A 24,207-nucleotide genomic window follows, 5' to 3' on the forward strand; every position below is an offset into this window, starting at 1 on the left:
GTGAGCGGTATGACTACACCCGTTGATATTGCACCGGCGGTGGTTGGCAGGGAGCTGCCTGCGCCGCAGGAATCCGACTGGCCACTGGATGACCTGGTACTGCGCGGTCTGACCTGGTCCCGGCCGGAAACCAGCCAGGTCGCGCCGCCCATTATCGGCCTGCACGGCTGGCTCGATAACGCCGCCACGTTCAGTCGCATTGCCCCGGCCCTGGGGTGGTCGCGTCCATTCTACGGAATCGATTTTGCCGGTCACGGGCATTCGGATCACCGGGGCGCCGGGCAGTCCTATCCGTTGCTGGACTATGTGAAGGACATCGCCGGTCTGGTTGAACGCCACTTCCAGCAGCCGGTCGTCATCGTCGGGCATTCGCTGGGCGGTATCGTGGGTTCGCTATACGCAGCTACCTTCCCGGAGCGGGTAGACCGCCTGGTGATGATCGACAGTCTGGGACCGCTGACGCAGTCCCCGGAGAGCGGTCCCGAGCAGTTGCGCAAGGGAATCCGCAAGCACCTGCGGGGTTCCGGCGCCGCCATGACCTACGGCAGTGTCGAGGATGCCGCCCGCATCCGGGCCGGTGGTCTCAGCCCCCTGTCACCGGAAGCCGCCGCCCTGCTTGTGCCACGCAACCTCAGGCCGGTCGAGGGCGGGTATCAGTGGCGTACCGATGCGCGCCTGCGCTATCCCTCCCTGAGCCGCCTCGACGAAGCACAGGTGGCCGGCTTCCTGCAGGCCATCGAAGCGCCTACGCTATTTGTACGGGCCAGCGACGGTTTGCTGGGAGGCCGCGAAAGCTGGCGGAAGCGGATCGAGCTGATTCCGCATTTGCAGGAGGCTGTCGTGCCGGGCTCCCATCACTGCCACCTGGACGGTGAGGTGCAGCCGGTTATCGACGCCATCTCGGCGTTCCTGACATCATGATCAGATACTGCGTGATGATGTGGGCGGCCGTCGCAGCCGTCCTGTGCTCCGTATCGGCCGTGGCGGAGCCCCTCAAGGTATTCCCGATGGCGTCGGTGGAAAGCGATGTGACCATCAAGGCGCCCAACCACCATGTATTGCTCAGTCCCGTCAGGGAAGTGAATGACGAAATCCGCGCCGACCGCCAATTTCGCCTGGATGTGGTCGGCCACGGGCGCCTGATGGAAATCGATCCGGATTCCTCACTGGACCGGGTGGGCGAGTTCTACCGGGAGGCCATGGCGCAGCGCAGCGGGCGGACCCTGTTCACCTGCAGTGGGCGGGATTGCGGTCGCAGCAACGTCTGGGCCAACCGGGTCTTTCACCAGGCGACGCTGTATGGTCGCGACGAGGATCAGAGCTATGCGGCCTACTCGTACCGTGACGAGGCGGGCACGCTGCAACTGGTGCTGCTCTACAGCATAACCCGCGGTAACCAGCGGGATTACGTCTGGCTGGAGGAGTTGGCCATCCAGGATGAATCCGAGGTGGCCAACCTGTCACCGGATGCCGGGCGTATACTGGGGCCATTACAGGTATCCTGGACCGGCAATGTCACGTACCGGTTTGACTGGGACGCCGAGGCGCGGGAAAAGCTTGTTGGCTGGGCGGGGAACCCGGGCGCCACCGTGATGATCGTCAGTCACGTGGTGCTCGGTATGAACGAAACGGTCAAGCAAGCCCTTGAGCGCTCGGCCCGGGTGGCGGATACCATGCAGGCCCTGCTGGAGAAACTGGGTATTCCCCGCGAGCAGCAGTTGCTGATCAACGCCGGCCCCGCCCAGTCGGCAATCCAGTCTGGCCGGAGTAAGGGCAATCGCCTGGAGATTGTGGTGATCAAGGATGTGGCATCCGGAGGAGGATAGACACGATGCCGACGGAACAGCAGCCAACCCCAAAAGCCGAAAAGCGTCGCCGGACCTGCTCCCTGGTCCTGGGAAGCGGCGGAGCGCGGGGCTACGCACACATCGGCGCCATTGAGGTTCTGGATGAGCGCGGCTATGACATCATCGCCATTGCCGGTTGCTCCATGGGGGCGCTGATTGGCGGCGTCTATTCAGCGGGCCAGATGCAGGCCTACAAGGACTGGGTAACCGGGCTCAAACAGTTTGACGTGCTCAAGCTGCTCGACGTGTCCCTGTCGCCCGCCGGCGCGATCCGTGGCGAGAAGGTGTTTTCCGTGGTGCGGGACATGATCGGCGATACCCGGATCGAAGATCTCCCGATTGCGTTTACGGCGGTGGCCACGGACCTCCTGGCCCACAAGGAGATCTGGTTCCAGGAAGGTTCGCTGCACCAGGCGATTCGCGCGTCTATCGCCATTCCCAGCGTGGTCACGCCGGTCGTCCTTAACGGACGTGTCCTGGTGGATGGCGCCTTGTTGAACCCGCTGCCGATCATTCCGACCATTGCCGCCCATGCGGACTACATCTTCGCCATCAACCTGGCTGGCGAGGACCGCAGTACCTACCGCTTGCCCGACGATATCTACAACGAAACCGGCGAGAGCGATTTCGACGACTGGATGGACCGTATGCGGACCAAGGCTTCCCGGTGGTTCGACTGGGATCTGCTGCGTTCCTTCGGCGGCAAGGGCGCAACCGATGCCGAGCCCACTGGCGAGGCCCGGGAGGAACTGGCTCACGACGCGCCCGATGAGACCCGCTCCCTGGAGGATGGTACCGAAACGATTGCCTGGGAAAAGCTGGGTATCGGCAAGTTTGACATCATGAACATGACGATCGAGACCATGCAGAGCGCGCTGATCCAGTACAAGATTGCCGGCTACCCGCCCGATATGCTGGTGAACGTGCCCAAGGATGCTTGCCGGACCTACGACTATCACAAGGCGCCGGAAATGATCCAGTTGGGCCGGGAACGCATGGAACAGGCACTGGACCGTTTCGAGAACGAGGAAGCCAGTTCCGGTCTGCTGTCTCCGTAGTCGGGCAGAGGCCACAAATCCCCGCAAACCTGCGTATAATGCAGGCTCTCATTTTTTATGTACCCAAGGAACTGTATCCGGTGTCCTCCGAGCCTGCTGACGAACTGTTTACCATCCGCGACCTGCTGCGCTATGTCACTTCCCGCTTTGCCGGATCGGATATCTACTACGGTCACGGTACCGATAACGCCTGGGATGAGGCGGTCCATCTGGTGCTGCGTAGCGTGAATCTGCCGCTGGAGAACAATACCGTGTTCCTGGATGCCCGGCTGACCCGTGAAGAGCGGGCCCTGATCCTGGAACGGGTGAAGCAGCGTATTGAGGAACGTGTGCCCGTCGCCTACCTGCTGGGCGAGGCCTGGTTCATGGGCCTGCCTTTCCAGGTGGATCATCGGGTCCTGGTACCGCGGTCACCCATTGCCGAACTGATCCAGCAGGGCTTCCAGCCCTGGATGGCCGACAGGCCGGTGCACCGGATCCTTGATCTCTGCACCGGCAGTGGTTGCATCGGTATCGCCGCGGCCACGGTCTTTGAGGATGCCGAAGTCGACCTGGCCGATATCTCCGAGGGCGCCCTGGACGTCGCCCGCGCCAACATTGCCATGCATGGGCTTGGCCACCGGGTGAGGGCGGTTCAGTCCGACGTGCTCGATCAGGTGGAAGGGCGTTATGATCTGATCGTCAGCAACCCGCCCTACGTGGACGCTGAAGATCTGGCCGATATGCCGGACGAGTATCAGTACGAGCCGGAACTGGGGCTGGCGGCCGGTGAGGACGGGCTGGACATCGCCTACCGGATCCTGGCCAAGGCCCGGGATCACCTGACCGAAAACGGCCTGTTGGTCGTCGAGGTGGGCAACAGTTGGGTGGCCCTGCAACAGGCACGGCCGGATATCCCGTTTACCTGGATCGAGTTTGAACATGGCGGGGACGGCGTTTTTGTCCTGACCCGCGAAGACCTCGAAAATATCTGAAGATTCATCGATAAGAAACTGATTTATGTCTGGAAATTCTTTTGGAAAGCTGTTCACGGTGACCACGTTCGGCGAAAGCCACGGCCAGGCGTTGGGGGCCATTGTCGATGGCTGCCCGCCGGGCCTGTCACTGACCGAAGCGGACCTGCAGCAGGATCTGGACCTGCGCAAGCCGGGTACCTCGCGTCACACCACGCAGCGTCGCGAGCCCGATGAGGTGCGGATCCTGTCCGGTGTGTTCGAAGGCAGGACCACCGGCACGCCGATCGGCCTGTTGATCGAGAATACCGACCAGCGCTCCAAGGACTATTCCAAAATCAAGGACCAGTTCCGTCCGGCTCACGCTGACTACACCTACATGCACAAGTACGGCGTGCGGGACTACCGCGGTGGTGGGCGTTCATCGGCGCGGGAGACGGCGATGCGTGTGGCCGCGGGCGCAATTGCCCGCAAGTTCCTGCAGGAGCGCCTGGGCATCCGGGTTCGGGGCTACCTGTCCCAGTTGGGCCCGATCGTGATCGACAGGCTGGACTGGTCCCAGGTGCACCAGAACCCGTTCTTCTGCCCGGACGCGGACCGCCTGCAGGAACTGGAAGATTACATGGACGACCTGCGCAAGGAGGGCAACTCCATCGGTGCCCGTATCAACGTGGTGGCCGAAGGCGTGCCGCCGGGGCTGGGCGAGCCCGTCTTCGACCGCCTGGATGCGGACCTCGCCCATGCACTGATGAGCATCAATGCCGTCAAGGGCGTGGAGATCGGCGCGGGTTTTGGATCCGTCACCCAGAAGGGCACGGAGCACCGTGACGAGCTGACACCGGACGGCTTCCTGTCCAACAATGCCGGCGGTGTACTGGGGGGCATCAGCTCCGGTCAGCCAATCCTGGCGAGCATTGCCCTCAAGCCCACCTCCAGCCTGCGGCTGCCGGGTCAGAGTATCGATGTGCACGGTAATCCGGTCGAGGTGGTCACCACCGGGCGGCACGATCCCTGCGTGGGTATCCGCGCCACGCCGATTGCCGAGGCCATGATGGCCATCGTGCTGATGGATCACTACCTGCGCCACCGGGCCCAGAATGGCGACGTGCAGATCGACACGCCGGACATCGAGAAAGGGCGCAGCCGGGATTGAATCGGGGACGGAAACAGGCGGGAGCATCTATCTACTGGCGTCTGTCCAACCTCTATTTCTGGTTCTTTGCGCTGCTGGGCGCGATGTTGCCTTACTGGTCCCTCTATCTGGAGGATCGGGGGTTCAGTTACCTGCAGATCGCCGCCCTGATGGCGACCATCCAGCTCACCAAAATCGTGGCGCCCAATGTCTGGGGCTGGCTCGGCGATCGGACGGGTCAGCGGGTCCGTCTGGTTCGCCTGGGATCTGTCGTTGGCGCGATCTGCTTCACCGGCGTGTTCCTGGAGCCCGGCTTCTATGGCCTGATGCTGGTCATGCTGGCGTTTACCTTTTTCTGGAACGCCATCCTGCCGCTCTATGAAGTCATTACCCTGCAGGGACTCGGAAAAGACCGCGCCCGCTACGGACGCGTACGGCTTTGGGGCAGCGTGGGCTTCATCGCTTCGGTCGCGCTGATTGGCCTGATTCTCGAATACCTGCCCCTCGAGTGGCTGCCGGCCATACTGATGCCCCTGTTCCTGGGCATCGCGGTAGCGGCTTTCTGTGTGCCATCCCGCCAGGGACAGATCCGGCCACAGGTGTCACCCGGTGGCCTGCGGGCGATTGTCCTGCAATCGACGGTACTGGCGTTCTTCGCGATGAATTTCCTGCTGCAGCTTTCCCACGGCGCCTACTACACGTTCTTCAGCATTCACCTGGAAAGCCTGGGCTACGACAAGTTCAGTGTCGGTTTACTCTGGTCGCTGGGTGTGGCGGCCGAGATTGTCCTGTTCATCGTGATGCACCGGGTTTTCCAGCGTTATTCCGCACGGGCCATTGCCATTGGCGCGCTGGTACTGACTTGCCTGCGCTGGATGTTGATCGCCGAATATTCGGCTGATGTGCCCATCCTCGTGTTTGCCCAGTTACTGCATGCGGCTTCGTACGGGGCGCTGCACGCGGTGTCGGTGAACTACATCCACAGTTATTTCGGTCATCAGCACCATGGCCAGGGCCAGGCGCTGTACAGCGGGCTGACCTACGGCGCGGGCGGGGCGGTCGGCGCCTGGCTGTCCGGGCTGCTCGTGGAATGGCAGGGCACGGCACTGGCGTTCTGGGGCAGTGCGGTGGCGATCGGGATGGCGCTGGTGATTGCCGCTGTCTGGCTGCGGTCACCGCCCGGCGAGACCCCGGCCCCTCAGTGAAGCTCGCGGGCAATTGCCACCAGAGCCTCGGCTGCGGGGCTGAGATGGCGACCTTCGAGGCCGATTCCGCCCAGCATCCGTGATACGTCGTGGCGGATGGGCAGCACGGTGAGAGTGGTATCCACCATGCTGCGCGGCAGGACACTCCAGCCCAGCCCGACGCTCGTCATCATTTTGATGGTTTCCAGGTAATTGGTTGGCATCTGCAGCTTGAGCGTCCGGTTCTCGGCCATGAACAGCCGGCTGATGACGCGGTAGGTCGCTGTCCTGGTGTCGGGCAATAGCGCATCGTAGCGCGCCAGGTCGGCCAGTTCCGGTTCGGGCTGGCTGGCCAGCGGATGCGTGGTGCCGGTGACGAAGACCATGGGATCCTCCCACTGCGCCTTGATGTCGAACTGCTGGTCCATGGCGTCATTCAGGGTCACGAAAGCCAGCTCGCAGGTGCGTCGCTTGAGGTGATCGAACGCGCTTTCCGAGTCCATGAACTGCAGTTCCAGGGTGACGTCGGGGTAATCCCGATTGAAGCGCCGAAGCCAGGCCGGCAGGTGATGCAGGCCGATGTGATGACTGGCGATCACGGGAAGCCGGCCGCCAATCTGGCCGGTGGTAGAGGACAGGTCGAGCCGGGCATTGTGGAGTTCGTCCAGGATGCGCCGCGCATAGGGCAGCAGGCGTTGACCGGATTCGGTGAGGTTGAAGTTGCGCTGGCCCCGCTCAACCAGGGGGGCGCCCAACTGATTCTCCAGTGAGGCGAGGCGTTTGCTGACGGCCGGCTGGGTCAGGTGCAGCGCTTCGGCCGCCTCGGAAAAGGACTGGTGGTCAACAATGGCGACGAATGCGGCGAGGGCCTGGGTGTCCATGATGCGTCATCCCTGGTGGATTCCATAATGGAATGTAATCTATAAAAAACATGAATTGAGGTTATCACAGCCGTGGCGTTATGATGAATCATCAATAACGATGAGCTGATGAGACGCGATGCCTGCATCGCATTTGAGGGAGGCCCTATGGCTGGAAAGACCTTATACGACAAATTGTGGGACGATCATTTGGTGAAGCAGCGCGACGACGGTTCGGCGCTGATCTATATCGATCGCCACCTGCTGCACGAAGTCACCTCGCCCCAGGCGTTCGAGGGGCTGCGTCTCGCCGGTCGCCGGCCGTGGCGCCTGGATGCCAACCTGGCGACGCCGGATCACAACGTGCCGACCACGGACCGTGCCCGCGGTATCGACGGCATCGTGGACCCGGTCTCCCGCATCCAGGTGGAAACCCTCGACAGGAACTGCGACGAGTTCGGCATCCTGGAATTCAAGATCAAGGATCAGCGCCAGGGCATCGTTCACGTCATCGGGCCGGAGCAGGGCGCGACACTGCCGGGTATGACCATCGTCTGTGGCGATTCCCACACCTCGACCCACGGTGCCTTCGGCACGCTGGCCCACGGTATCGGCACGTCTGAAGTCGAACACGTGTTGGCCACCCAGTGCCTGGTCCAGAAGAAGATGAAGAACATGCTGGTCAAGGTGAACGGCAAGCTTGGACCCTACGTCACCGGCAAGGACGTGGTTCTCGCGATCATCGGTAAAATCGGCACCGCCGGCGGCACCGGCTACGCGATCGAGTTCGGCGGAGAGGCGATTCGCAATCTGTCCATGGAAGCGCGGATGACCATCTGCAACATGTCCATCGAGGCCGGCGCCCGGGTGGGCATGGTGGCCGTGGACGACACCACCATCAATTACGTGAAGGGCCGTCCGTACGCGCCGAAGGGTGAGCAGTGGGAAGCCGCCGTTGCGGCCTGGAAGGACCTGCACAGCGATGCGGATGCCGAGTTCGACAAAGTGGTCGAGCTGGACGCCGCCGACATCAAGCCGCAGGTGACCTGGGGGACGTCGCCGGAAATGGTGGCCGGTGTCGACGGTCAGGTTCCCGATCCCGGGCAGGAAGCGGACCCGATCAAGCGTGAAGGCATTGTGCGGGCACTCCAGTACATGGGCCTGAAGCCCAATATGCCGATTTCCGAGATCCAGCTGGACCGTGTCTTTATCGGCTCCTGCACCAACTCGCGCATTGAAGACCTGCGCGAAGCGGCGGCGGTGGTCAAGGGCCGCAAGGTGTCACCGACGCTCAAGCAGGCCATGGTGGTGCCGGGCTCCGGTCTGGTGAAGGCGCAGGCCGAGCAGGAAGGGCTGGACAGGATCTTTATCGAAGCCGGCCTGGAATGGCGGGATCCGGGCTGCTCCATGTGCCTGGCGATGAACGCCGACAAGCTCGGCCAGGGCGAGCATTGCGCGTCCACCTCCAACCGGAATTTCGAGGGGCGGCAGGGCTTTGGCGGCCGCACCCATCTGGTCAGCCCGGCCATGGCCGCCGCGGCCGCGATTGCCGGTCATTTCACTGACGTTCGTGAATTCGTTCACTAAGGAGCCCAACCATGCGTGCATTCAGTCATCATAAAGGCGTCGTGGCCCCGATGGATCGCTCCAACGTGGACACCGACCTGATCATTCCCAAGCAGTTCCTGAAGTCGATCAAGCGCACCGGTTTCGGTCCGAACCTGTTCGACGCGCTGCGTTACCTGGACGAAGGCAGGCCGGACCAGGATTGCTCCCAGCGCCCGCTGAACCCGGATTTCTTCCTCAACCAGCCGCGTTACAGGGACGCCAGTGTCCTGCTGGCCCGGCGTAACTTTGGCTGTGGCTCCAGTCGCGAGCATGCCCCCTGGGCGCTCGACGACTATGGCTTCCGGGTGATTATCGCACCGAGCTTTGCCGACATCTTCTACAACAACTGCTTTAAGAATGGTCTGTTACCGATTGTTCTGGATGAAGAAACCGTCGACAAGCTCTTCGCTGAAGTGGCCGAACAGGAAGGCTACCAGATCGAAGTCGATCTGCCGGCACAGGAAGTGGTCACGCCCTCCGGTGAGCGCTTCAGCTTCGAGGTGGACCCGTTCCGCAAGCACTGCCTGGTCAATGGCCTGGACGACATCGGCGTCACCCTGGAAGACAGCGATGCCATCAAGTCCTATGAAGCAGCGCGCCGCCAGAGTGCGCCCTGGCTGTTCGACGCCATCACCCATTCATAACAGAGACCACAGGAAACAAGGATATGAGTCAGTCAGTTTTGCTGCTGCCGGGTGACGGCATTGGCCCGGAAATTGTCGCCGAGGCGGAGCGGGTCCTGCACCGGGTGAACGAGAAATTCGACCTGGACCTCCACTTCGACAGCGCCGATGTGGGCGGTGCCGCGATCGACGCCACCGGCGTGCCGCTGCCCGACAGCACCCTGGAGAAGGCCCAGAAGTCCGACGCGATCCTGCTGGGTGCTGTCGGCGGTCCCAAGTGGGAGGGTCTGGAGATCGCGATTCGCCCGGAAAAGGGGTTGCTGGGCCTGCGCTCCAACCTGGAGCTGTTTGCGAACCTGCGTCCGGCGATCCTGTATCCGCAGCTGGCATCCGCGTCGTCACTGAAGCCGGAAGTGGTATCCGGCCTGGATATCCTGATTGTCCGGGAGCTGACCGGCGGTATCTATTTCGGCCAGCCCCGCGGTGTGCGCGAGCTGGAAAACGGTGAACGCCAGGGTTACAACACCTACGTCTACAGTGAATCCGAGATCCGTCGGATCGGTCGCGTTGCCTTCGAAGCCGCGCAACAGCGGGGCGGTAAGCTGTGTTCGGTGGACAAGTGCAACGTGCTGGAAGTCACCGAGCTGTGGCGCGAGATCATGACGGATCTGGCCAGGGACTACCCGGATGTCGAGTTGTCGCACATGTACGTCGACAACGCCGCCATGCAACTGGTCAGGGCGCCGAAACAGTTCGACGTGATTGTGACCGGCAACATGTTTGGTGATATTCTTTCCGACGAAGCGGCCATGCTGACCGGTTCCATCGGCATGTTGCCGTCTGCATCACTGAATGCGGAAAAGCAGGGCATGTACGAGCCCTGCCATGGTTCCGCCCCGGATATTGCGGGTCAGGGCATTGCCAATCCGCTGGCAACGATCCTGTCGGCCGCGATGATGCTGCGGTACAGTCTGGGAGCGGAACAGGCGGCGCAGGCGATCGAAGCGGCCGTCAGTGCGGTACTCGATAAGGGCCTGCGAACTGCCGACATCATGTCCGAGGACGCATCCCGCGTCAGCACCCGGGAAATGGGTGACGCGGTGCTGGAAGCGCTTTGATCGGACATACTCCAGAGACCTGACGACGGCTGGATGTTGCCGCCGCAGGATCATTCATCCGGTCCGGTCCCTGCAAAAGGGGAAGCGGGCCGGCACAGAACGAGGTTCAAAAGTCGCACATGAAGCGAGTTGGACTTATTGGCTGGCGCGGCATGGTGGGCTCTGTCCTCATGCAGCGCATGCAGGAAGAAAATGACTTCGCGGACATCGATCCGGTCTTTTTCTCAACATCCCAGGCCGGTCAGCCGGCGCCCGACGTGGGCAAGGCTGACGTACCGGCACTGAAGGACGCCTTTGACCTGGACGCGCTCCGGGAAATGGACGTCATCGTGACCTGCCAGGGTGGCGACTACACCAGCAAGGTTTTCGGCCCGCTGCGCGAATCCGGCTGGGACGGCTACTGGATCGATGCCGCCTCCACACTGCGTATGGCGGACCACTCCGTCATCATCCTGGACCCGGTCAACCGCAACGTCATCGACGATGCGCTGAGCCGTGGCGTGAAGGACTACATCGGTGGCAACTGCACCGTGAGCCTGATGATGCTGGCCCTCGGCGGCCTGCTGGAGAACGACCTGATCGAGTGGATCTCACCGATGACCTATCAGGCAGCATCCGGCGCCGGCGCCCAGAACATGCGCGAGCTCCTCAACCAGATGGGACAACTGCATGGCAACGTCGCCGACCTCCTGGCCGATCCGGGTTCCGCGATCCTGGAAATCGATCGCAAGGTCACCGAAACCATGCGGTCATCCGGGTTCCCGACCGACAACTTCGGCGTGCCGCTGGCCGGCAGCCTGATTCCCTACTGCGACAAGCAGCTGGAAAGCGGTCAGAGCAAGGAAGAGTGGAAAGCGCAGAGCGAGACCAACAAGATCCTGGGACGCAGCGACAGCCCGATCCCGATCGACGGTATCTGCGTGCGCATCGGCGCCATGCGCAGTCACAGCCAGGCGCTGACCATCAAGCTGCGCAAGGACATCCCGGTGAGCGAGATCGAATCGCTGCTGGCGACATCCAATGACTGGGTCAAGGTCGTTCCCAACGACCGTGAGGCCAGCATGGAAGAGCTGACACCGGCGAAGGTCACCGGCACTCTGAGCGTTCCGATCGGCCGTATCCGCAAACTGGCCATGGGGCCGGAGTACATTTCCGCGTTTACCGTCGGCGACCAGTTGCTCTGGGGCGCGGCTGAACCGCTGCGCCGGATGCTGCGGATCCTGCAGGAGCGCTGATGAGCGCCATTTTCACGTCGCCAGGGCGGGGTGGAAATGCTAACTGCGTCCCCTTTTGGGGCGTTGAGTCAGGGGCGAAAGCTGCATTAGGCTTTCGCCCCTGTTATTTTTGGTCACAGGATCGTTTCGGTGACAAGTCGGACAATCGGGACAGAACCGGTTGTTTTCGGGGTGAAAACGTACAGTGGTGGATGAATTTTCGCCACCTGAACAGCATCTTCCGAACATTTGTTTAACAACAATTACAAACATTATCGCTGATCGATTGATAAAGAGGGCTTTATCAACAATACTTTCGCAAATGTAATCCTCAGATCAATCAGAGGCTCCCTGACAACAATAAAGCGAAAGTCGGAAGTCATCCAACCTCGTCCGAGTCTGAATTACAGACGGCAGTAACGAATAACGGAGACTGGTAAGGAAAAAGCATGAAGGTACGCAAACTTGCGGTTGCGCTGGCTCTGGTAGGAGGGCTCGGCTCAGGCGTTGCTAATGCGCTCGGGCTCGGCGAAGTGGAGCTTCAATCCTATCTCAATCAACCCCTCGACGCGGATATCGAGCTGCGTAACACAGGTGGTGTGAGCCCGAACGAGGTATACGTCAACCTGGCGTCGCAGGACGTCTTTGATCGTGTCGGGATCGATCGTGAATTTTTCCTTACCAATCTCAAATTCAACGTGGCTACCGCACCAAACGGCCAGTTGATGATCCACGTCTCCACCAAGCAGGCGGTTCGGGAGCCTTACCTGAACTTCCTGATTGAAGTGACCTGGCCGAACGGTAAGCTTCTGCGTGAGTACTCGATGCTGCTGGATCCGCCCGTCTACGCGGAGAAAGTCGGCGACTCCGTGGCCCAGCCGGTCCAGGCGCCGTCGACCGATCGCCAGGCCAGCACGCCATCGCAGGCGTCCGGCACGGCCCGGCAGCCATCGCGCAACACCGCAGCACCGACATCAGGCCAGTCCGGTTCGTACGGACGCACCTTCGGGCCGACGGGACCTTCCGACACGCTCTGGGGCATCGCCCAACAGGTGCGCCCGAATGCCAGTTATACGCCGCAACAGGTCATGCTGGCACTGCAGGACCTGAACCCGGATGCCTTCATGGACGGCAATATCAATCGCCTCAAGCGTGGCCAGGTGTTGCGTATACCCACGGCGGAGCAGATTGAAGCACGCACCCGTCAACAGGCCTACCAGGAGGTCGTTGCCCAGAACCAGGCGCTGAAGCAGGCGCAGCAGACGGTGGACGCGACCGGCCAGCAGCCAGCACAGGGCGCGCCGGCACAGACCCAGGGTGGCGACGAGCTTCGCCTGAGTGCGGGTAACGACTCGACCAGCCCGGAGAAGGGCGCGTCATCCGGCGGCGCTGAGGGTGTTGCCGGTGGCAGGGAAGGCAGCACCGAAGTGGTGATGGAGCAACTGGACAAGGCCCAGCGCGAGAATGAGGAGCTCAACTCCCGGGTTGAGGATCTCCAGTCGCAGTTGGCGACCATGCAACGTCTGGTTGAACTGAAGAATTCCCAGTTGGCCGAACTTCAGGCGCAGGCCGGAAAATCAGGCGATGCCGAGGCGGCAGGCGGCGGTGAAGGTGAGCCGAAGGACGCCGCCCAGGCAGCTGCGACCGGCGAAGGTGCCGCCGCCGAAGCCGGATCGGCAGCAGCGCCTGAAGGCGAGCAGATGACGGACGCCACCGCCGCGTCGGAGTCGTCCACGGCTGAAGACCAGATGGCCGCAAGTGACGACACGGCATCGGCTGAGGGCATGACCGCCGAAGCGGCCGGCACTGGTTCCGAAACCGCGTCATCCGAACAGACACCGGCCGACCAGGAGAAGACCGCCCCGGAAGCCCAGTCTGATACCACGGCTGCGGCCCCGGCGGAGCCTGGGCAACAGGCACCGAAGCCGGCCAAGCCGGCAGCCGCTCAGCCGAGCGAGCCGGAGGTGGAAGACAAGGGCTTCGTCGGCAATATCGTTGAAGCGTTCAAGAACAACCGGATGTACCAGATTGCCGGCGGGGGCGCGGCGATCCTCGCGCTGCTCCTGCTCGGTCTGCTGGCCCGCCGTAACGCGAACCGTGAGAAGGCGTTCTACGAGCAGTTGAACGAAGAGTCGGCCCAGGACGATGGCAATATCGACCTGGGCGTCGGCGCCAGTGGCGAAGAGGGTGAAGAGAAGGATGCCCTGGCCGAGGCGGATGCGTACATCGCCTACGGCCGTCACGATCAGGCGGTTGAGGTTCTGGAATCGGCCATCTCCCGGGAGCCGAGCCGGACGGACCTTCGCCTCAAGCTACTGGCCGTCTACGCTGAGACTGAGGATCGTTCAGCGTTCGAGAAGCAGTATGGCGAACTGGAAGCCCTCGACGACGAGTCTGCCATGACCGAGGCCCAGACGCTTCGCAACCGGCTCGATGAAGTGGAATCCACACCCAGTATCGATGATCTGGAATCGCAGTTGCGTTCGGATGTGGGTTCGGCGCCGACCGGGGAGGTGACGGAGGACTCGTTTGCCGGTCTTTACAGCGAAACGTCTGAGGCCGAATCCGAACCGCAGGATGAAGCAACGGCCAAGGCTGGGGACGACCTGGACTTCGATTCCCTGGAGCTGGACGAGGAGCCTATTGCCGGCGAGGGGGAAGATGAGGCGTCCCGGGCGGGGCCCGAATCGCCCGTCGAATACGATATATCGGATCTGGGCTTCGATGAGGACGAGATCGAGAGCAGCGACACCTCGACCGAGCCGGAACAGGGCGTAGAGGAATCCGCCACGGCTGACGACCTGGACCTTGATATCGACTTTGAAGACGAGTCGGCGGACAACGCCGAAGAGCCTGAGCTGACCGAGGAGGATTTCGGTTCGCTGGAGCTGGACGACAGTCTGCTGGAGGACGAGGCGGAGCCGGAATCCGAGCGCGCCACCAGTGACGACGAACTGCCGCCGCTGGAGGAGGAACCGGAGCTGGCCGCCGACGAGCAGGGTAACCTGGACGAGTCCTTCCTGGATGACCTGGACGCCGAGCTGGAGAAAGTGGCCAATGAAACGGAAGACGAGCCGACCGAATCCGAATCTGCAGACACGCTGGACGAGCTGGAACTGGATGTCTCCGACGAAGACCTGGCGCTGATGGAAGAGGTGGCGGAAACGCCGGAGGACGATCAGGTTGAGCCGCTGACCGACGACGAAATTCCGGAATTGGACGAAGAGCTGGATCTCGATGATTCCCTGGCGGGCGTGGATGACGACGACAATATCCCGGTGGCCGAGGAGCCGGCTGAACCTGCCGCTGACGAGGAAAAGTCGACGGACGAGACCCGCAAGGATGGCGACATGATGGATTTCGACGAAACGTCACTGGACGACGAGGACGATTTCGACTTCCTCGCCGGCACGGATGAAGCGGCCACCAAGCTGGATCTCGCCCGAGCCTATATCGAAATGGGCGACTCCGACGGTGCCCGCGATATCCTGGAGGAGGTTGCCATCGAGGGTAGCGACGATCAGAAGGCGGAAGCCCAGGATCTGCTTAAAAACCTGGCCTGATCCGTTATACTGTCCGCAATGCTATGGAGCGCCGGAGGGAATCCCTCCGGCGTTTTTGTTTCCGCGATACCCCGAATGGTTTAATCCACGTTGTTATCCACATCCGCAGAATTTGATCAGGACGCGCCGATCGGCAACGGACGGGTTGCCCTGTTGTTCGAGTACGATGGTGCCGCCTTCCATGGCTGGCAGCAGCAGAAATCAGGTGTGCCTTCGGTGGAAGGCCAGTTGCAGCAGGCCGTTTCCCGGGTGGCCAATGAAACGGTCGATCTGGTCTGTGCTGGACGCACCGATGCCGGTGTCCATGCCTCGGCCCAGGTGGTTCATTTCGAAACGCAGTCCGTACGCAGCTACCGTTCCTGGATCATGGGCATCAATACCGCACTGCGCGGCGACATTGCTGTGCGTTGGGCCGGACAGATGGCGGACGATTTCCACGCCCGCTTCAGCGCCATCAGCCGCCGCTACCGCTACGTGATTTTTAATCACCCGGTACGGCCGGGCATCCTGCGAAACCAGGTGGCCTGGACCTTTCGCCCCCTTGACGCGAACCGCATGCATGAAGCGGCGCAAGCGCTGGTGGGCGAGCATGACTTTTCGTCCTTTCGGGCGGCAGGGTGTCAATCCCGCACGCCCAACCGGAACGTGCACTTCATCCGCATCACCCGTCATGGTGACTATGTCGTCATCGATATCCAGGCCAACGCTTTCCTGCATCATATGGTCCGCAATATCGCCGGAGCGCTGATGGCGGTTGGCAACGGCAAGCAGCCAGTCGGGTGGATCCGTGAGATACTGGAACAACGGGACCGGCGTCAGGCGGACATCACGGGACCGGCCCACGGCCTTTACCTGGTCAGCGTCGGTTATCCTGACGATGCGGGTATTCCCAGCGAGGCGCCCGGCCCCGAGTTTATGCAGCCGTGGTTTACGGCGGAGCAGCAGGCGTTGGTTGAAGGTCCGGTCTTCAGGAAACAACGGAGTGCGTTGGAATGAGAACGCGGGTCAAGATTTGTGGCATCACACGCCTGGAAGATGCGCTGGTCGCCGTTGAGGCCGGGGCGGACGCCATCGGCCTGGTGTTCTATGCGCCCAGCCCGAGGGCCGTCGACATTGAACAGGCGGCGGCCATCGTCCGCGAATTGCCGCCCTTCGTTGAAAGCGTTGGTCTGTTCGTCAACCCGGAAGCGTCGCTTGTACGTCGTGTCATGGACAGCGTGGGGCTGTCGCTGCTGCAGTTTCATGGCGACGAGACGCCCGGCTTCTGTGAGCAGTTCGGGCGCCGCTGGATGAAAGCGGTCCGGGTACAGGGGCGGGCGGATATCGAAGCCGCCTACCGGACCTATCATCAAGCTTCCGGTCTGTTGGTGGATGCCTATGACCCACACCGTTTCGGCGGGACCGGACAGACATTCGACTGGTCGCTGATTCCCGATGAGCGTCCCAAACCCTTGATATTGGCCGGTGGTTTGAACTCTGCTAACGTAGCGGGCGCCGTGGCGGCCGTCAGGCCCTGGGCGGTCGATGTCAGTGGAGGCGTTGAACGGGAAAAGGGAATCAAGGACCCGTCCCGTATCATTGAATTTATCAGAGAGGTGAACCGTGTCGGTTAAGCTGACTGAAGAGATGCTGCGTGCGTTGCCGGATACCCGGGGCCATTTTGGAGCCTATGGTGGCCGCTTTGTGTCCGAAACGCTGATGGACTCGTTGATGCAGCTGGAGACGGAATATCTCAAGCTGCGTGACGACGCTGAATTCCAGGCCACGTTCGACAAGGATCTGGCGGATTACGTCGGTCGCCCGAGCCCACTCTATTTCGCGGAACGGCTGACCCGGGAGACCGGTGGCGCGCAGATCTGGCTCAAGCGTGAAGACCTGAATCACACCGGCGCCCACAAGGTGAACAACACCATTGGTCAGGCGCTTTTGGCGAGTTTCCTGGGCAAGAAGCGTGTGATTGCGGAAACCGGCGCCGGCCAGCATGGTGTCGCCACCGCTACGGTTTGTGCCCGCCTGGGTCTGGAATGCCACGTCTTCATGGGATCGGAAGACGTCAAGCGGCAGTCGCTGAACGTTTACCGCATGAAACTACTGGGGGCAGAGGTGCACGCCGTCGAGAGTGGTACCAAAACCCTCAAGGACGCCATGAACGAAGCCATGCGGGACTGGGTCACCAACGTCGACGATACCTTCTACATCATTGGCACGGTCGCCGGTCCGCACCCGTATCCAATGCTGGTACGCGACTTCCAGGCGGTCATTGGCCGTGAGACCCGTCGCCAGGCGCTGGCGCAGGCGGGGCGTCTGCCGGATGCGCTGGTGGCCTGCGTAGGTGGCGGCTCCAACGCCATTGGCCTGTTCTATCCCTTCCTGACCGATGAGAGTGTGGCCATGTACGGCGTGGAAGCCGGTGGGTTGGGGCTGTCAACTGGGCAGCACGCGGCGCCGCTTTCTGCCGGCCGTCCGGGCGTGTTGCACGGCAACCGGACCTACCTGATGGAGGACGAGAACGGCCAGATCGCGGGAACCCACTCGGTCAGTGCCGGCCTCGACTATCCGGGTGTCGGTCCCGAGCACAGCTGGCTCAAGGATATCGGCCGGGCCCAGTATGTTTCGGTGACCGATGACGAGGCCCTGGCGGGCTTCCGCCAACTGACCCGGGTCGAGGGCATCATGCCGGCGCTGGAAAGCGCCCATGCGGTGGCCTACGCGACCAAACTGGCGGCGTCCATGGACAAGGGCCAGATGGTGGTGATCAACGTCTCCGGTCGCGGCGACAAGGATATCCATACCATCGCGCAGCTCGATGGTATTGAGGTTTAACTGGATCTGGGGAATCGCATGAGTCGTATTCAAACTGTACTGCAGACACTCAAAGGGCAGGGCCGCAAAGCACTGATTCCCTACATCACGGCCGGTGATCCACATCCGGACCGGACCGTCGAACTGATGCACACGCTGGTCGAGGCCGGCGCCGATATCATCGAGCTTGGGGTACCGTTTTCGGACCCCATGGCCGACGGCCCGGTGATCCAGTTGGCCTGCGAGCGGGCGCTCAAGCACGGGACCTCGTTGCGCCAGGTGCTGGAGATGGTAAAAACCTTCCGCAGCCGTGACGACAAGACCCCGATTGTCCTGATGGGGTATCTGAACCCGGTTGAGGCCATGGGTTATGAAGTCTTCTCCGATGCGGCAAAGGCAGCCGGTGTGGACGGTGTCCTGACCGTGGACCTGCCCCCGGAAGAAGCAGAGGATGTCGCTCCGCTGTTTGCCGAGCGCGGGCTGGACCCGATTTTCCTGTTGGCGCCGACGACCACCGAGGATCGTATCCGGGCAATCAGTGCACACAGCTCCGGCTACATCTACTATGTTTCCCTGAAGGGTGTGACCGGCTCGGCCCAACTGAATGTTGACGATGTCGCCGAAAAAGTCAGCCGGATTCATGCACTGACCTCTGTCCCGGTGGGTGTCGGTTTCGGTATTCGCAACGCCGAAACTGCCGCTGCCGTGGGTCGGGTATCCGATGGTGTAATTGTGGGAAGTATCCTGGTCGATACAATTGCCAAAAATCAGGATGACATTGAGGCGTTGAAGTCCTCACTGGTCAGCCTCCTGAAACCGATGCGCGAAGCCCTGGACGAACTGGCGTCCTGAGACGGGGCGTTTGGCACGGAACAGGCCCAACAGGAACGAATAACGGGAAGACATCATGAGTAACTGGCTGGACAAGATCATGCCGAGCATGATTCGCTCGGACTCCAAGCAGAGAACCAGTGTGCCGGAAGGGCTTTGGAAGAAATGCCCCAAGTGCGGTGCCTTCCTCTACAAGCCGGAACTCGACAAGAACCTGGATGTTTGTCCGAAGTGTTCGCACCATTTGCGTGTCACGGCACGCCGCCGGCTGGATATCTTTCTGGATGAAGACGGCCGTGAGGAGATCGGTGCCGATCTGGAGCCGTGGGATCGCCTCAAGTTCAAGGACAGCAAGCGCTACCGGGATCGTTTGGCATCGGCCCAGAAAGGCACCCGGGAGAAGGATGCCCTGATTGCGATGCGAGGCCGCACCCTGGGGCTGCCGCTGGTGGCCTGTGCCTTCGAGTTCAACTTCATGGGCGGGTCCATGGGGCAGGTTGTCGGCGAGCGCTTTGTGCAGGCCGTGAACGTCTCCCTGGAAGAAGGTATCCCCCTGGTCTGTTTCTCGGCCAGTGGCGGCGCGCGTATGCAGGAGGCCATTCTCTCCCTGATGCAGATGGCCAAGACGGCGGCGGCGCTGGAGCGCATGAAGCAAGCGGGTATTCCGTTCATCTCGGTGCTGACCGATCCGGTATTCGGCGGTGTGTCGGCCAGCCTGGCCATGCTGGGCGACCTGAATATTGCCGAGCCCTACGCACTGATCGGCTTCGCCGGCCCCCGGGTTATCGAGCAGACGGTGCGGGAGAAGCTGCCGGAAGGCTTCCAGCGCAGCGAGTTCCTGCTTGAGCATGGCGCCATCGATATGATCGTGGAGCGTCACGACATGCGTTATCGCATCGCTTCCGTGCTGGCCAAGTTCACCGGCCAGGAGGCGCCCGAGCCCGAAGAAGTGACGCGTGTCGATGCTGAAGGCGCCGAAGCAGACATCCCCGATGCCCCGAGCGCCTGAGCCTGGAGCCACTGTCGATCAGTGGCTCGCCTATCTCGAAGCGCTGCATCCCACCGAAATTGATCTGGGCCTGGACCGGGTGTTACTGGTCCTGCGCCGCCTCTTTCCCGGAAAGCCGGAAGCCCGGATCATCACAGTCGGCGGGACGAATGGGAAAGGGACGACGGTCGCGGCCATCGAACGCCTGCTGCTGTCCCGCGGCCGGAAAGTCGGTGCCTACACCTCGCCGCACTTGCAGCGGTACAACGAGCGGGTGCGGCTGAACGGGGAGGATGTTTCGGACGCTGCTCTGGTAGGTGCCTTCGAGGCGGTGGAGGCAGCGCGCCGCGATGTCAGTCTGACCTATTTTGAATTCGGCACCCTGGCCGCTTTTCTGCTGTTCCGGGATGCCGGCATAGAAGACTGGATCCTGGAAGTGGGTCTCGGGGGGCGTTTGGATGCAGTCAACGTGCTGGATGCCGACCTCGCCATCATCACATCCGTGGACCTCGATCACACCGCCTGGCTGGGCGACGACCGGGATCAGATCGGCTTCGAGAAAGCCGGCATCCTGCGCTACCGGCAGAATGCGATCTACGGCGACGAAGATCCGCCCCGGTCCGTGCTGCAGCAGGCTGCGGCGCAAAAGGTCCGGCTTTACCGTTTTGGGGAAGCCTACCGGCTGGAATCGGATGATTCCGGTTTGCGCCGTGTGGTGACGGCGGGCTGGCAGGTTGCGTTACCCGGAACAACGCTGCCCGAGCGCAGCCTGGCCGCAGCAGTGCAGGCCATTCGCCTGCTTGAACCAGAGATGTCTCCCGAAGCGATCCATCGGGCATTGGCCGATGTGCGGGTCGCCGGGCGCTTTGAGCAACTGCTGTCGTCACCGGCGCTCTATGTCGATGTCGGCCATAACCCGCATGCCGCCCGCTGGCTCCGGGAGCGTATCGCGGCGCTGTCGGTTAGAGGAAAGGTTCATGCCGTTTACGCCTGCCTCTCGGACAAGGATACGGCGGGCGTCGTTGCCGCCATGGCGGCCGTGGTCGATCGGTGGTTCCTGGCGCCGCTGGATGTGCCGCGGGGGCTGGATATCGATACGCTGGTCCGGCGGGTCGAACCGGTTGTGGGCGACAAGGCGGTTGTCGAACGGGCCGGGAGCGTGGCCGAGGCCATCGAAGCAGCGCGTGAGGTGGCCGGGGAAAACGACTGTATTATCGTGTTTGGTTCCTTCTTTACGGTGGCCGAGGCTCGCAGTGCGGTGCCGGGCTGAGCGGCGCAGGACGGGTTTCCTGGCGTTGAACTGGTGCAGCGGGGGCCGGTATGACGCCCGCGCATGGTGTGTATCGGTGCCCCGTTTTCCCGGGCCTGAACAGGGCCGAACCCTGCTCGTGGGGCGATAACACGGCCCCTGTTTCCGGGTCTTTTCAGAACCTTAAACTTCCGTCATGCGCTCTGCACGGCTTTGTGTTCTGTAGCCGTGGGCGTTAGTATCCGGTCAGAATCTCCCCCAACAGAGAGGAACGCTTCCTGTGGATGGTCTGAAGCAGCGCATTGTCGGCGCCCTGGTACTGATATCACTGGCTGTTATCTTTGTCCCGATGCTGTTCGATGAACCGCACACAGAGCGAACCACCCAGAAAATAAAACTGCCCGAAGAGCCCGCCTTCCCGTCGGTTGATATCCAGGGCCAGGTTGGCCAGCAGTCTGCTTCATCCGGTGACCAGGAAGCCTCCCAGGACAGCGCTCCCGCCTATACCATCGAAGAGCCCAAGGCCGCCGCGCCGACGGTGGCGACGCCGAGTGAGGGCAGCGCCCCGACGGCAGAGCAGGAGACTGCGCCCGCACCCGCGCCCGCGCCGGAACCGGCCCCGAAGCCCCAGCCGGCACCTTCCGGGAACACGGCCAAGGCCGCGGCAAACGCCGCGACGCCCAGCGAGCCCGAGCCGACCGAAGATGCCGAATACAAGCAGACCATGAAAGGCGCCTGGCTTGTTCAGTTGGGCAGTTTCGGTAACGAGAAGAATGCCCTGCGCCTGCGCGACGAAGTCCGCGACAAGGGATACGCTGCGTACACCGAAAACGTCAAGCGAGGCGATATCACCCTGACGCGGGTCTTCTCCGGACCGTTCGTCAGCGAGGATGAGGCAAAATCCGCCAAATCCAGGCTGGATAAGGCATTCAACCTCAACAGTCTGGTGATGTCCGGCGATCGGTGAGGGTAGGGCAACCGCGATCCGGCAGCGTCGTCAAGGTTTGGTGTGACCCGGTTTCCTGATAGAATCCGCGCTTCCTGAATTCGTTAGTGGGTCGACCATGAACGCGCTGATCTGGATAGACTGGGTCATCATTACCATCATTGCTGTTTCGACCCTGATCAGCCTCAAGCGCGGGTTTGTCAGGGAGGCGCTGTCACTCGTCACCTGGATTGCCGCCTTCATTATCGCCCGCACGTTCCATCCGCAGATGCAGATGCTGCTGGAAAGCACGGTGGAGACGCCGTTGGTCCGGCTGATTGCTGCCTTTGCAATCCTGTTTTTTGGTACCCTGATCGTGGGCGCCGTTATCAATAATCTGATTGGTCAGCTTGTCGTTGTCACCGGCCTTTCCGCCACGGATCGTGTGCTCGGGATGGGGTTCGGTTTGCTGCGGGGGCTGCTCGTCGTTATTGTTGCCATCGCTTTCGTCCGCTATACACCGCTCTCCCAGGATACCTGGTGGAGGCAGTCGGTGATGATTGGTCGTCTGGCGATGGTCGAGCAGTGGTCCCGGCGCATGCTGGGCGATGAATTTGAACGTTTCCTCGGACCCGCCGACGAGTCCGCCAAGGCGGTCCAGGCGCAACCGGGCAACGAAGCCATGATATCTGTACTGGAGAAGTAAACACCCATGTGTGGCATTGTCGGTATCGTAAGTACCTCTAACGTCAACCAGTCGCTCTATGACGCGTTGACGGTCCTTCAGCACCGGGGGCAGGATGCGGCCGGCATCGTAACCTTCCAGGACGATCGCTTTTATCTGCGCAAGGATAACGGCCTGGTTCGTGACGTTTTTCGGACACGGCACATGCGTCGCCTCGTCGGTAATGTGGGTATTGGTCATGTGCGCTACCCGACCGCCGGCTCCTCCAGCTCCGCCGAAGCGCAGCCGTTCTATGTGAACAGTCCCTATGGCATCACGCTGGCCCACAACGGCAACCTGACCAATGCCGACGACCTGAGCCGCGACCTGTTCCGTACCGATCTGCGCCACATCAACACCAATTCCGATTCTGAGGTGTTGTTGAACGTCTTTGCCCATGAACTGCAGAAACTGGGCAAGCTGAACCCGACCAAGGACGAGATCTTTGCCGCCGTCAGTGCGGTCCATGAGCGTTGTCGCGGAGCCTACGCGGCGATTGCCATGATTACCGGCTATGGCATCGTCGGCTTCCGGGACCCCCGGGGGATTCGTCCGGCCTGTTACGGCGTCCGCGAAACCGAAGCCGGCAAGGAATACATGATCGCCTCCGAGAGCGTCGCGCTGAACGCAGCGGGCTTCAAACTGGTGCGCGACATCGAACCGGGCGAGGCGGTGTATATCGAAACCGACGGCACGATCTACACCCAGCAGTGCGCCCGCGAACCGCACCTGATCCCGTGTATTTTCGAGCACGTCTATTTTGCCCGTCCGGATTCCATCCTGGACAAGGTGTCGGTCTACAAGGCCCGCCTGCGCATGGGCGAAACCCTGGCGGACAAGATCCTGCGTGAGCGGCCGGACCATGACATCGACGTGGTCATGCCGATTCCCGACACCAGCCGGACATCGGCCATGCAGATGGCTCATCGCCTGGGCGTGAAATTCCGGGAAGGCTTTATCAAGAACCGCTATATCGGCCGCACGTTCATCATGCCTGGCCAGAAGATGCGCAAGAAGTCCGTGCGCCAGAAACTGAACCCGATCGACCTGGAGTTCAAGGGCAAGAACGTGATGCTGGTGGATGATTCCATAGTACGCGGCACGACCTGTGAGGAAATCGTGCAGATGGCCCGGGATGCCGGCGCGCGCAAGGTGTATTTTGCCTCGGCTGCGCCGCCCGTCCGTTATCCCAATGTCTACGGTATCGATATGCCGGCGGCCAGCGAGCTGATTGCCCATGAACGTACCGTTGAGGAAATCCAGCAGTTGATCGGCGCCGACTGGCTGATCTACCAGGACCTGGACGATCTCATCACCTGCGTGAATGACGTGAACCCCGAGATTGAGGCCTGGGAGTGCTCGGTGTTCGACGGTAATTACATCACCGGCGATATCGATGCGGCCTACCTCGCCAACCTGGAAACCCAGCGGGGCGAAAGTAACAAGGCGAAGAAAAACCCGGAGATGTCGTCCGATAACGCTATTATCGATCTCCACAACGACGAAGACTGAGTCACGGGGCCCAAGG

The 24,207-nt window shown here is 61.7% G+C and carries 21 protein-coding genes; 20 read left to right on the forward strand and 1 reads right to left on the reverse strand.

Annotation, left to right across the window (positions count from 1 at the left end):
• Positions 1–9: 9 nt before the first annotated feature.
• From EZI54_RS12755 to EZI54_RS12780, 6 genes are read left to right on the forward strand one after another with little or no spacing between them, the layout of a single operon-like run.
• Positions 10–921: an alpha/beta fold hydrolase gene (locus EZI54_RS12755; RefSeq protein ID WP_131482273.1), complete on the forward strand. Its 912-nt coding sequence runs from the start codon at positions 10–12 to the stop codon at positions 919–921.
• Positions 918–1,826 (forward strand): DUF4892 domain-containing protein, encoded by a 909-nt coding sequence (locus EZI54_RS12760; protein WP_131482274.1) that lies wholly within the window; start codon positions 918–920, stop codon positions 1,824–1,826. The genes EZI54_RS12755 and EZI54_RS12760 overlap by 4 nt, the downstream gene beginning before the upstream one ends.
• Positions 1,827–1,831: 5 nt before the next feature.
• Positions 1,832–2,905: a patatin-like phospholipase family protein gene (locus EZI54_RS12765; RefSeq protein WP_131482275.1), complete on the forward strand. Its 1,074-nt coding sequence runs from the start codon at positions 1,832–1,834 to the stop codon at positions 2,903–2,905.
• Between the two features lie 38 nt (positions 2,906–2,943).
• On the forward strand, positions 2,944–3,879 hold the full coding sequence (gene prmB, locus EZI54_RS12770) for a 50S ribosomal protein L3 N(5)-glutamine methyltransferase (RefSeq protein ID WP_131482276.1): 936 nt from the start codon (positions 2,944–2,946) through the stop codon (positions 3,877–3,879).
• 25 nt (positions 3,880–3,904) lie between these two features.
• Entirely contained in the window at positions 3,905–5,011 is a 1,107-nt protein-coding gene (gene aroC, locus EZI54_RS12775; RefSeq protein WP_131482277.1) for a chorismate synthase, read from the forward strand.
• Entirely contained in the window at positions 5,008–6,195 is a 1,188-nt protein-coding gene (locus EZI54_RS12780; RefSeq protein WP_242674455.1) for an MFS transporter, read from the forward strand. Before aroC ends, EZI54_RS12780 begins: the two co-directional genes overlap by 4 nt.
• Here EZI54_RS12780 and EZI54_RS12785 read toward each other — a convergent pair.
• Positions 6,189–7,055: a LysR family transcriptional regulator gene (locus EZI54_RS12785; protein WP_131482278.1), complete on the reverse strand. Its 867-nt coding sequence runs from the start codon at positions 7,053–7,055 to the stop codon at positions 6,189–6,191. The genes EZI54_RS12780 and EZI54_RS12785 overlap by 7 nt on opposite strands.
• Before the next feature lie 147 nt (positions 7,056–7,202).
• Between EZI54_RS12785 and leuC the strand changes: the two genes are divergently transcribed.
• From leuC to purF, 14 genes are all read left to right on the forward strand, one after another.
• Positions 7,203–8,621 (forward strand): 3-isopropylmalate dehydratase large subunit, encoded by a 1,419-nt coding sequence (gene leuC, locus EZI54_RS12790; RefSeq protein WP_131482279.1) that lies wholly within the window; start codon positions 7,203–7,205, stop codon positions 8,619–8,621.
• 11 nt (positions 8,622–8,632) lie between these two features.
• On the forward strand, positions 8,633–9,286 hold the full coding sequence (leuD, locus tag EZI54_RS12795) for a 3-isopropylmalate dehydratase small subunit (RefSeq protein ID WP_131482280.1): 654 nt from the start codon (positions 8,633–8,635) through the stop codon (positions 9,284–9,286).
• A 23-nt stretch (positions 9,287–9,309) separates the two neighbouring features.
• Entirely contained in the window at positions 9,310–10,383 is a 1,074-nt protein-coding gene (gene leuB / locus EZI54_RS12800) for a 3-isopropylmalate dehydrogenase (protein WP_131482281.1), read from the forward strand.
• 119 nt (positions 10,384–10,502) lie between these two features.
• Complete coding sequence (asd, locus tag EZI54_RS12805; protein WP_131482282.1) at positions 10,503–11,618, forward strand: aspartate-semialdehyde dehydrogenase; 1,116 nt, start codon at positions 10,503–10,505, stop codon at positions 11,616–11,618.
• A 428-nt stretch (positions 11,619–12,046) separates the two neighbouring features.
• Positions 12,047–15,160 (forward strand): FimV/HubP family polar landmark protein, encoded by a 3,114-nt coding sequence (locus EZI54_RS12810; RefSeq protein ID WP_131482283.1) that lies wholly within the window; start codon positions 12,047–12,049, stop codon positions 15,158–15,160.
• 90 nt (positions 15,161–15,250) lie between these two features.
• The gene (truA, locus tag EZI54_RS12815; protein WP_131482284.1) at positions 15,251–16,156 is read left to right on the forward strand and encodes a tRNA pseudouridine(38-40) synthase TruA; all 906 of its coding nucleotides are present in this window, start codon (positions 15,251–15,253) and stop codon (positions 16,154–16,156) included.
• Positions 16,153–16,773, forward strand: a complete 621-nt coding sequence (locus EZI54_RS12820) for a phosphoribosylanthranilate isomerase (RefSeq protein WP_131482285.1) — start codon at positions 16,153–16,155, stop codon at positions 16,771–16,773. Before truA ends, EZI54_RS12820 begins: the two co-directional genes overlap by 4 nt.
• Before the next feature lies 1 nt (position 16,774).
• Entirely contained in the window at positions 16,775–17,983 is a 1,209-nt protein-coding gene (gene trpB, locus EZI54_RS12825) for a tryptophan synthase subunit beta (RefSeq protein WP_207389209.1), read from the forward strand.
• An 18-nt stretch (positions 17,984–18,001) separates the two neighbouring features.
• Positions 18,002–18,814 carry a tryptophan synthase subunit alpha gene (gene trpA / locus EZI54_RS12830; RefSeq protein WP_131482287.1) on the forward strand — a complete coding sequence of 271 codons (813 nt, stop codon included), beginning with the start codon at positions 18,002–18,004 and terminating at the stop codon, positions 18,812–18,814.
• Positions 18,815–18,869: 55 nt separating this feature from the next.
• A complete protein-coding gene (gene accD / locus EZI54_RS12835) occupies positions 18,870–19,802 on the forward strand; it encodes an acetyl-CoA carboxylase, carboxyltransferase subunit beta (RefSeq protein ID WP_131482288.1) in 933 nt (310 codons plus the stop codon).
• Positions 19,786–21,051 (forward strand): bifunctional tetrahydrofolate synthase/dihydrofolate synthase, encoded by a 1,266-nt coding sequence (gene folC / locus EZI54_RS12840; protein WP_131482289.1) that lies wholly within the window; start codon positions 19,786–19,788, stop codon positions 21,049–21,051. Before accD ends, folC begins: the two co-directional genes overlap by 17 nt.
• Positions 21,052–21,310: 259 nt before the next feature.
• Positions 21,311–21,997, forward strand: a complete 687-nt coding sequence (locus tag EZI54_RS12845; RefSeq protein WP_131482290.1) for an SPOR domain-containing protein — start codon at positions 21,311–21,313, stop codon at positions 21,995–21,997.
• A 97-nt stretch (positions 21,998–22,094) separates the two neighbouring features.
• A complete protein-coding gene (locus EZI54_RS12850) occupies positions 22,095–22,661 on the forward strand; it encodes a CvpA family protein (protein ID WP_131482291.1) in 567 nt (188 codons plus the stop codon).
• Between the two features lie 6 nt (positions 22,662–22,667).
• Complete coding sequence (gene purF / locus EZI54_RS12855; protein WP_131482292.1) at positions 22,668–24,191, forward strand: amidophosphoribosyltransferase; 1,524 nt, start codon at positions 22,668–22,670, stop codon at positions 24,189–24,191.
• Positions 24,192–24,207 lie beyond the last annotated feature (16 nt).

This window comes from Marinobacter halodurans (assembly GCF_004327985.1).
GTDB classification, from domain to species: Bacteria; Pseudomonadota; Gammaproteobacteria; order Pseudomonadales; family Oleiphilaceae; genus Marinobacter_A; species Marinobacter_A halodurans.

Coding starts and splice junctions, on each gene's coding strand:
- trpA (WP_131482287.1), top strand. CDS start 18,002: ATGAGTCGTATTCAAACTGTACTGCAGACACTCAAAGGGCAGGGCCGC.
- EZI54_RS12755 (WP_131482273.1), top strand. CDS start 10: ATGACTACACCCGTTGATATTGCACCGGCGGTGGTTGGCAGGGAGCTG.
- asd (WP_131482282.1), top strand. CDS start 10,503: ATGAAGCGAGTTGGACTTATTGGCTGGCGCGGCATGGTGGGCTCTGTC.
- EZI54_RS12785 (WP_131482278.1), bottom strand. CDS start 7,055: ATGGACACCCAGGCCCTCGCCGCATTCGTCGCCATTGTTGACCACCAG.
- purF (WP_131482292.1), top strand. CDS start 22,668: ATGTGTGGCATTGTCGGTATCGTAAGTACCTCTAACGTCAACCAGTCG.
- EZI54_RS12820 (WP_131482285.1), top strand. CDS start 16,153: ATGAGAACGCGGGTCAAGATTTGTGGCATCACACGCCTGGAAGATGCG.
- accD (WP_131482288.1), top strand. CDS start 18,870: ATGAGTAACTGGCTGGACAAGATCATGCCGAGCATGATTCGCTCGGAC.
- folC (WP_131482289.1), top strand. CDS start 19,786: ATGCCCCGAGCGCCTGAGCCTGGAGCCACTGTCGATCAGTGGCTCGCC.
- EZI54_RS12765 (WP_131482275.1), top strand. CDS start 1,832: ATGCCGACGGAACAGCAGCCAACCCCAAAAGCCGAAAAGCGTCGCCGG.
- EZI54_RS12760 (WP_131482274.1), top strand. CDS start 918: ATGATCAGATACTGCGTGATGATGTGGGCGGCCGTCGCAGCCGTCCTG.
- leuB (WP_131482281.1), top strand. CDS start 9,310: ATGAGTCAGTCAGTTTTGCTGCTGCCGGGTGACGGCATTGGCCCGGAA.
- EZI54_RS12810 (WP_131482283.1), top strand. CDS start 12,047: ATGAAGGTACGCAAACTTGCGGTTGCGCTGGCTCTGGTAGGAGGGCTC.
- EZI54_RS12850 (WP_131482291.1), top strand. CDS start 22,095: ATGAACGCGCTGATCTGGATAGACTGGGTCATCATTACCATCATTGCT.
- leuC (WP_131482279.1), top strand. CDS start 7,203: ATGGCTGGAAAGACCTTATACGACAAATTGTGGGACGATCATTTGGTG.
- leuD (WP_131482280.1), top strand. CDS start 8,633: ATGCGTGCATTCAGTCATCATAAAGGCGTCGTGGCCCCGATGGATCGC.
- prmB (WP_131482276.1), top strand. CDS start 2,944: ATGCAGGCTCTCATTTTTTATGTACCCAAGGAACTGTATCCGGTGTCC.
- aroC (WP_131482277.1), top strand. CDS start 3,905: ATGTCTGGAAATTCTTTTGGAAAGCTGTTCACGGTGACCACGTTCGGC.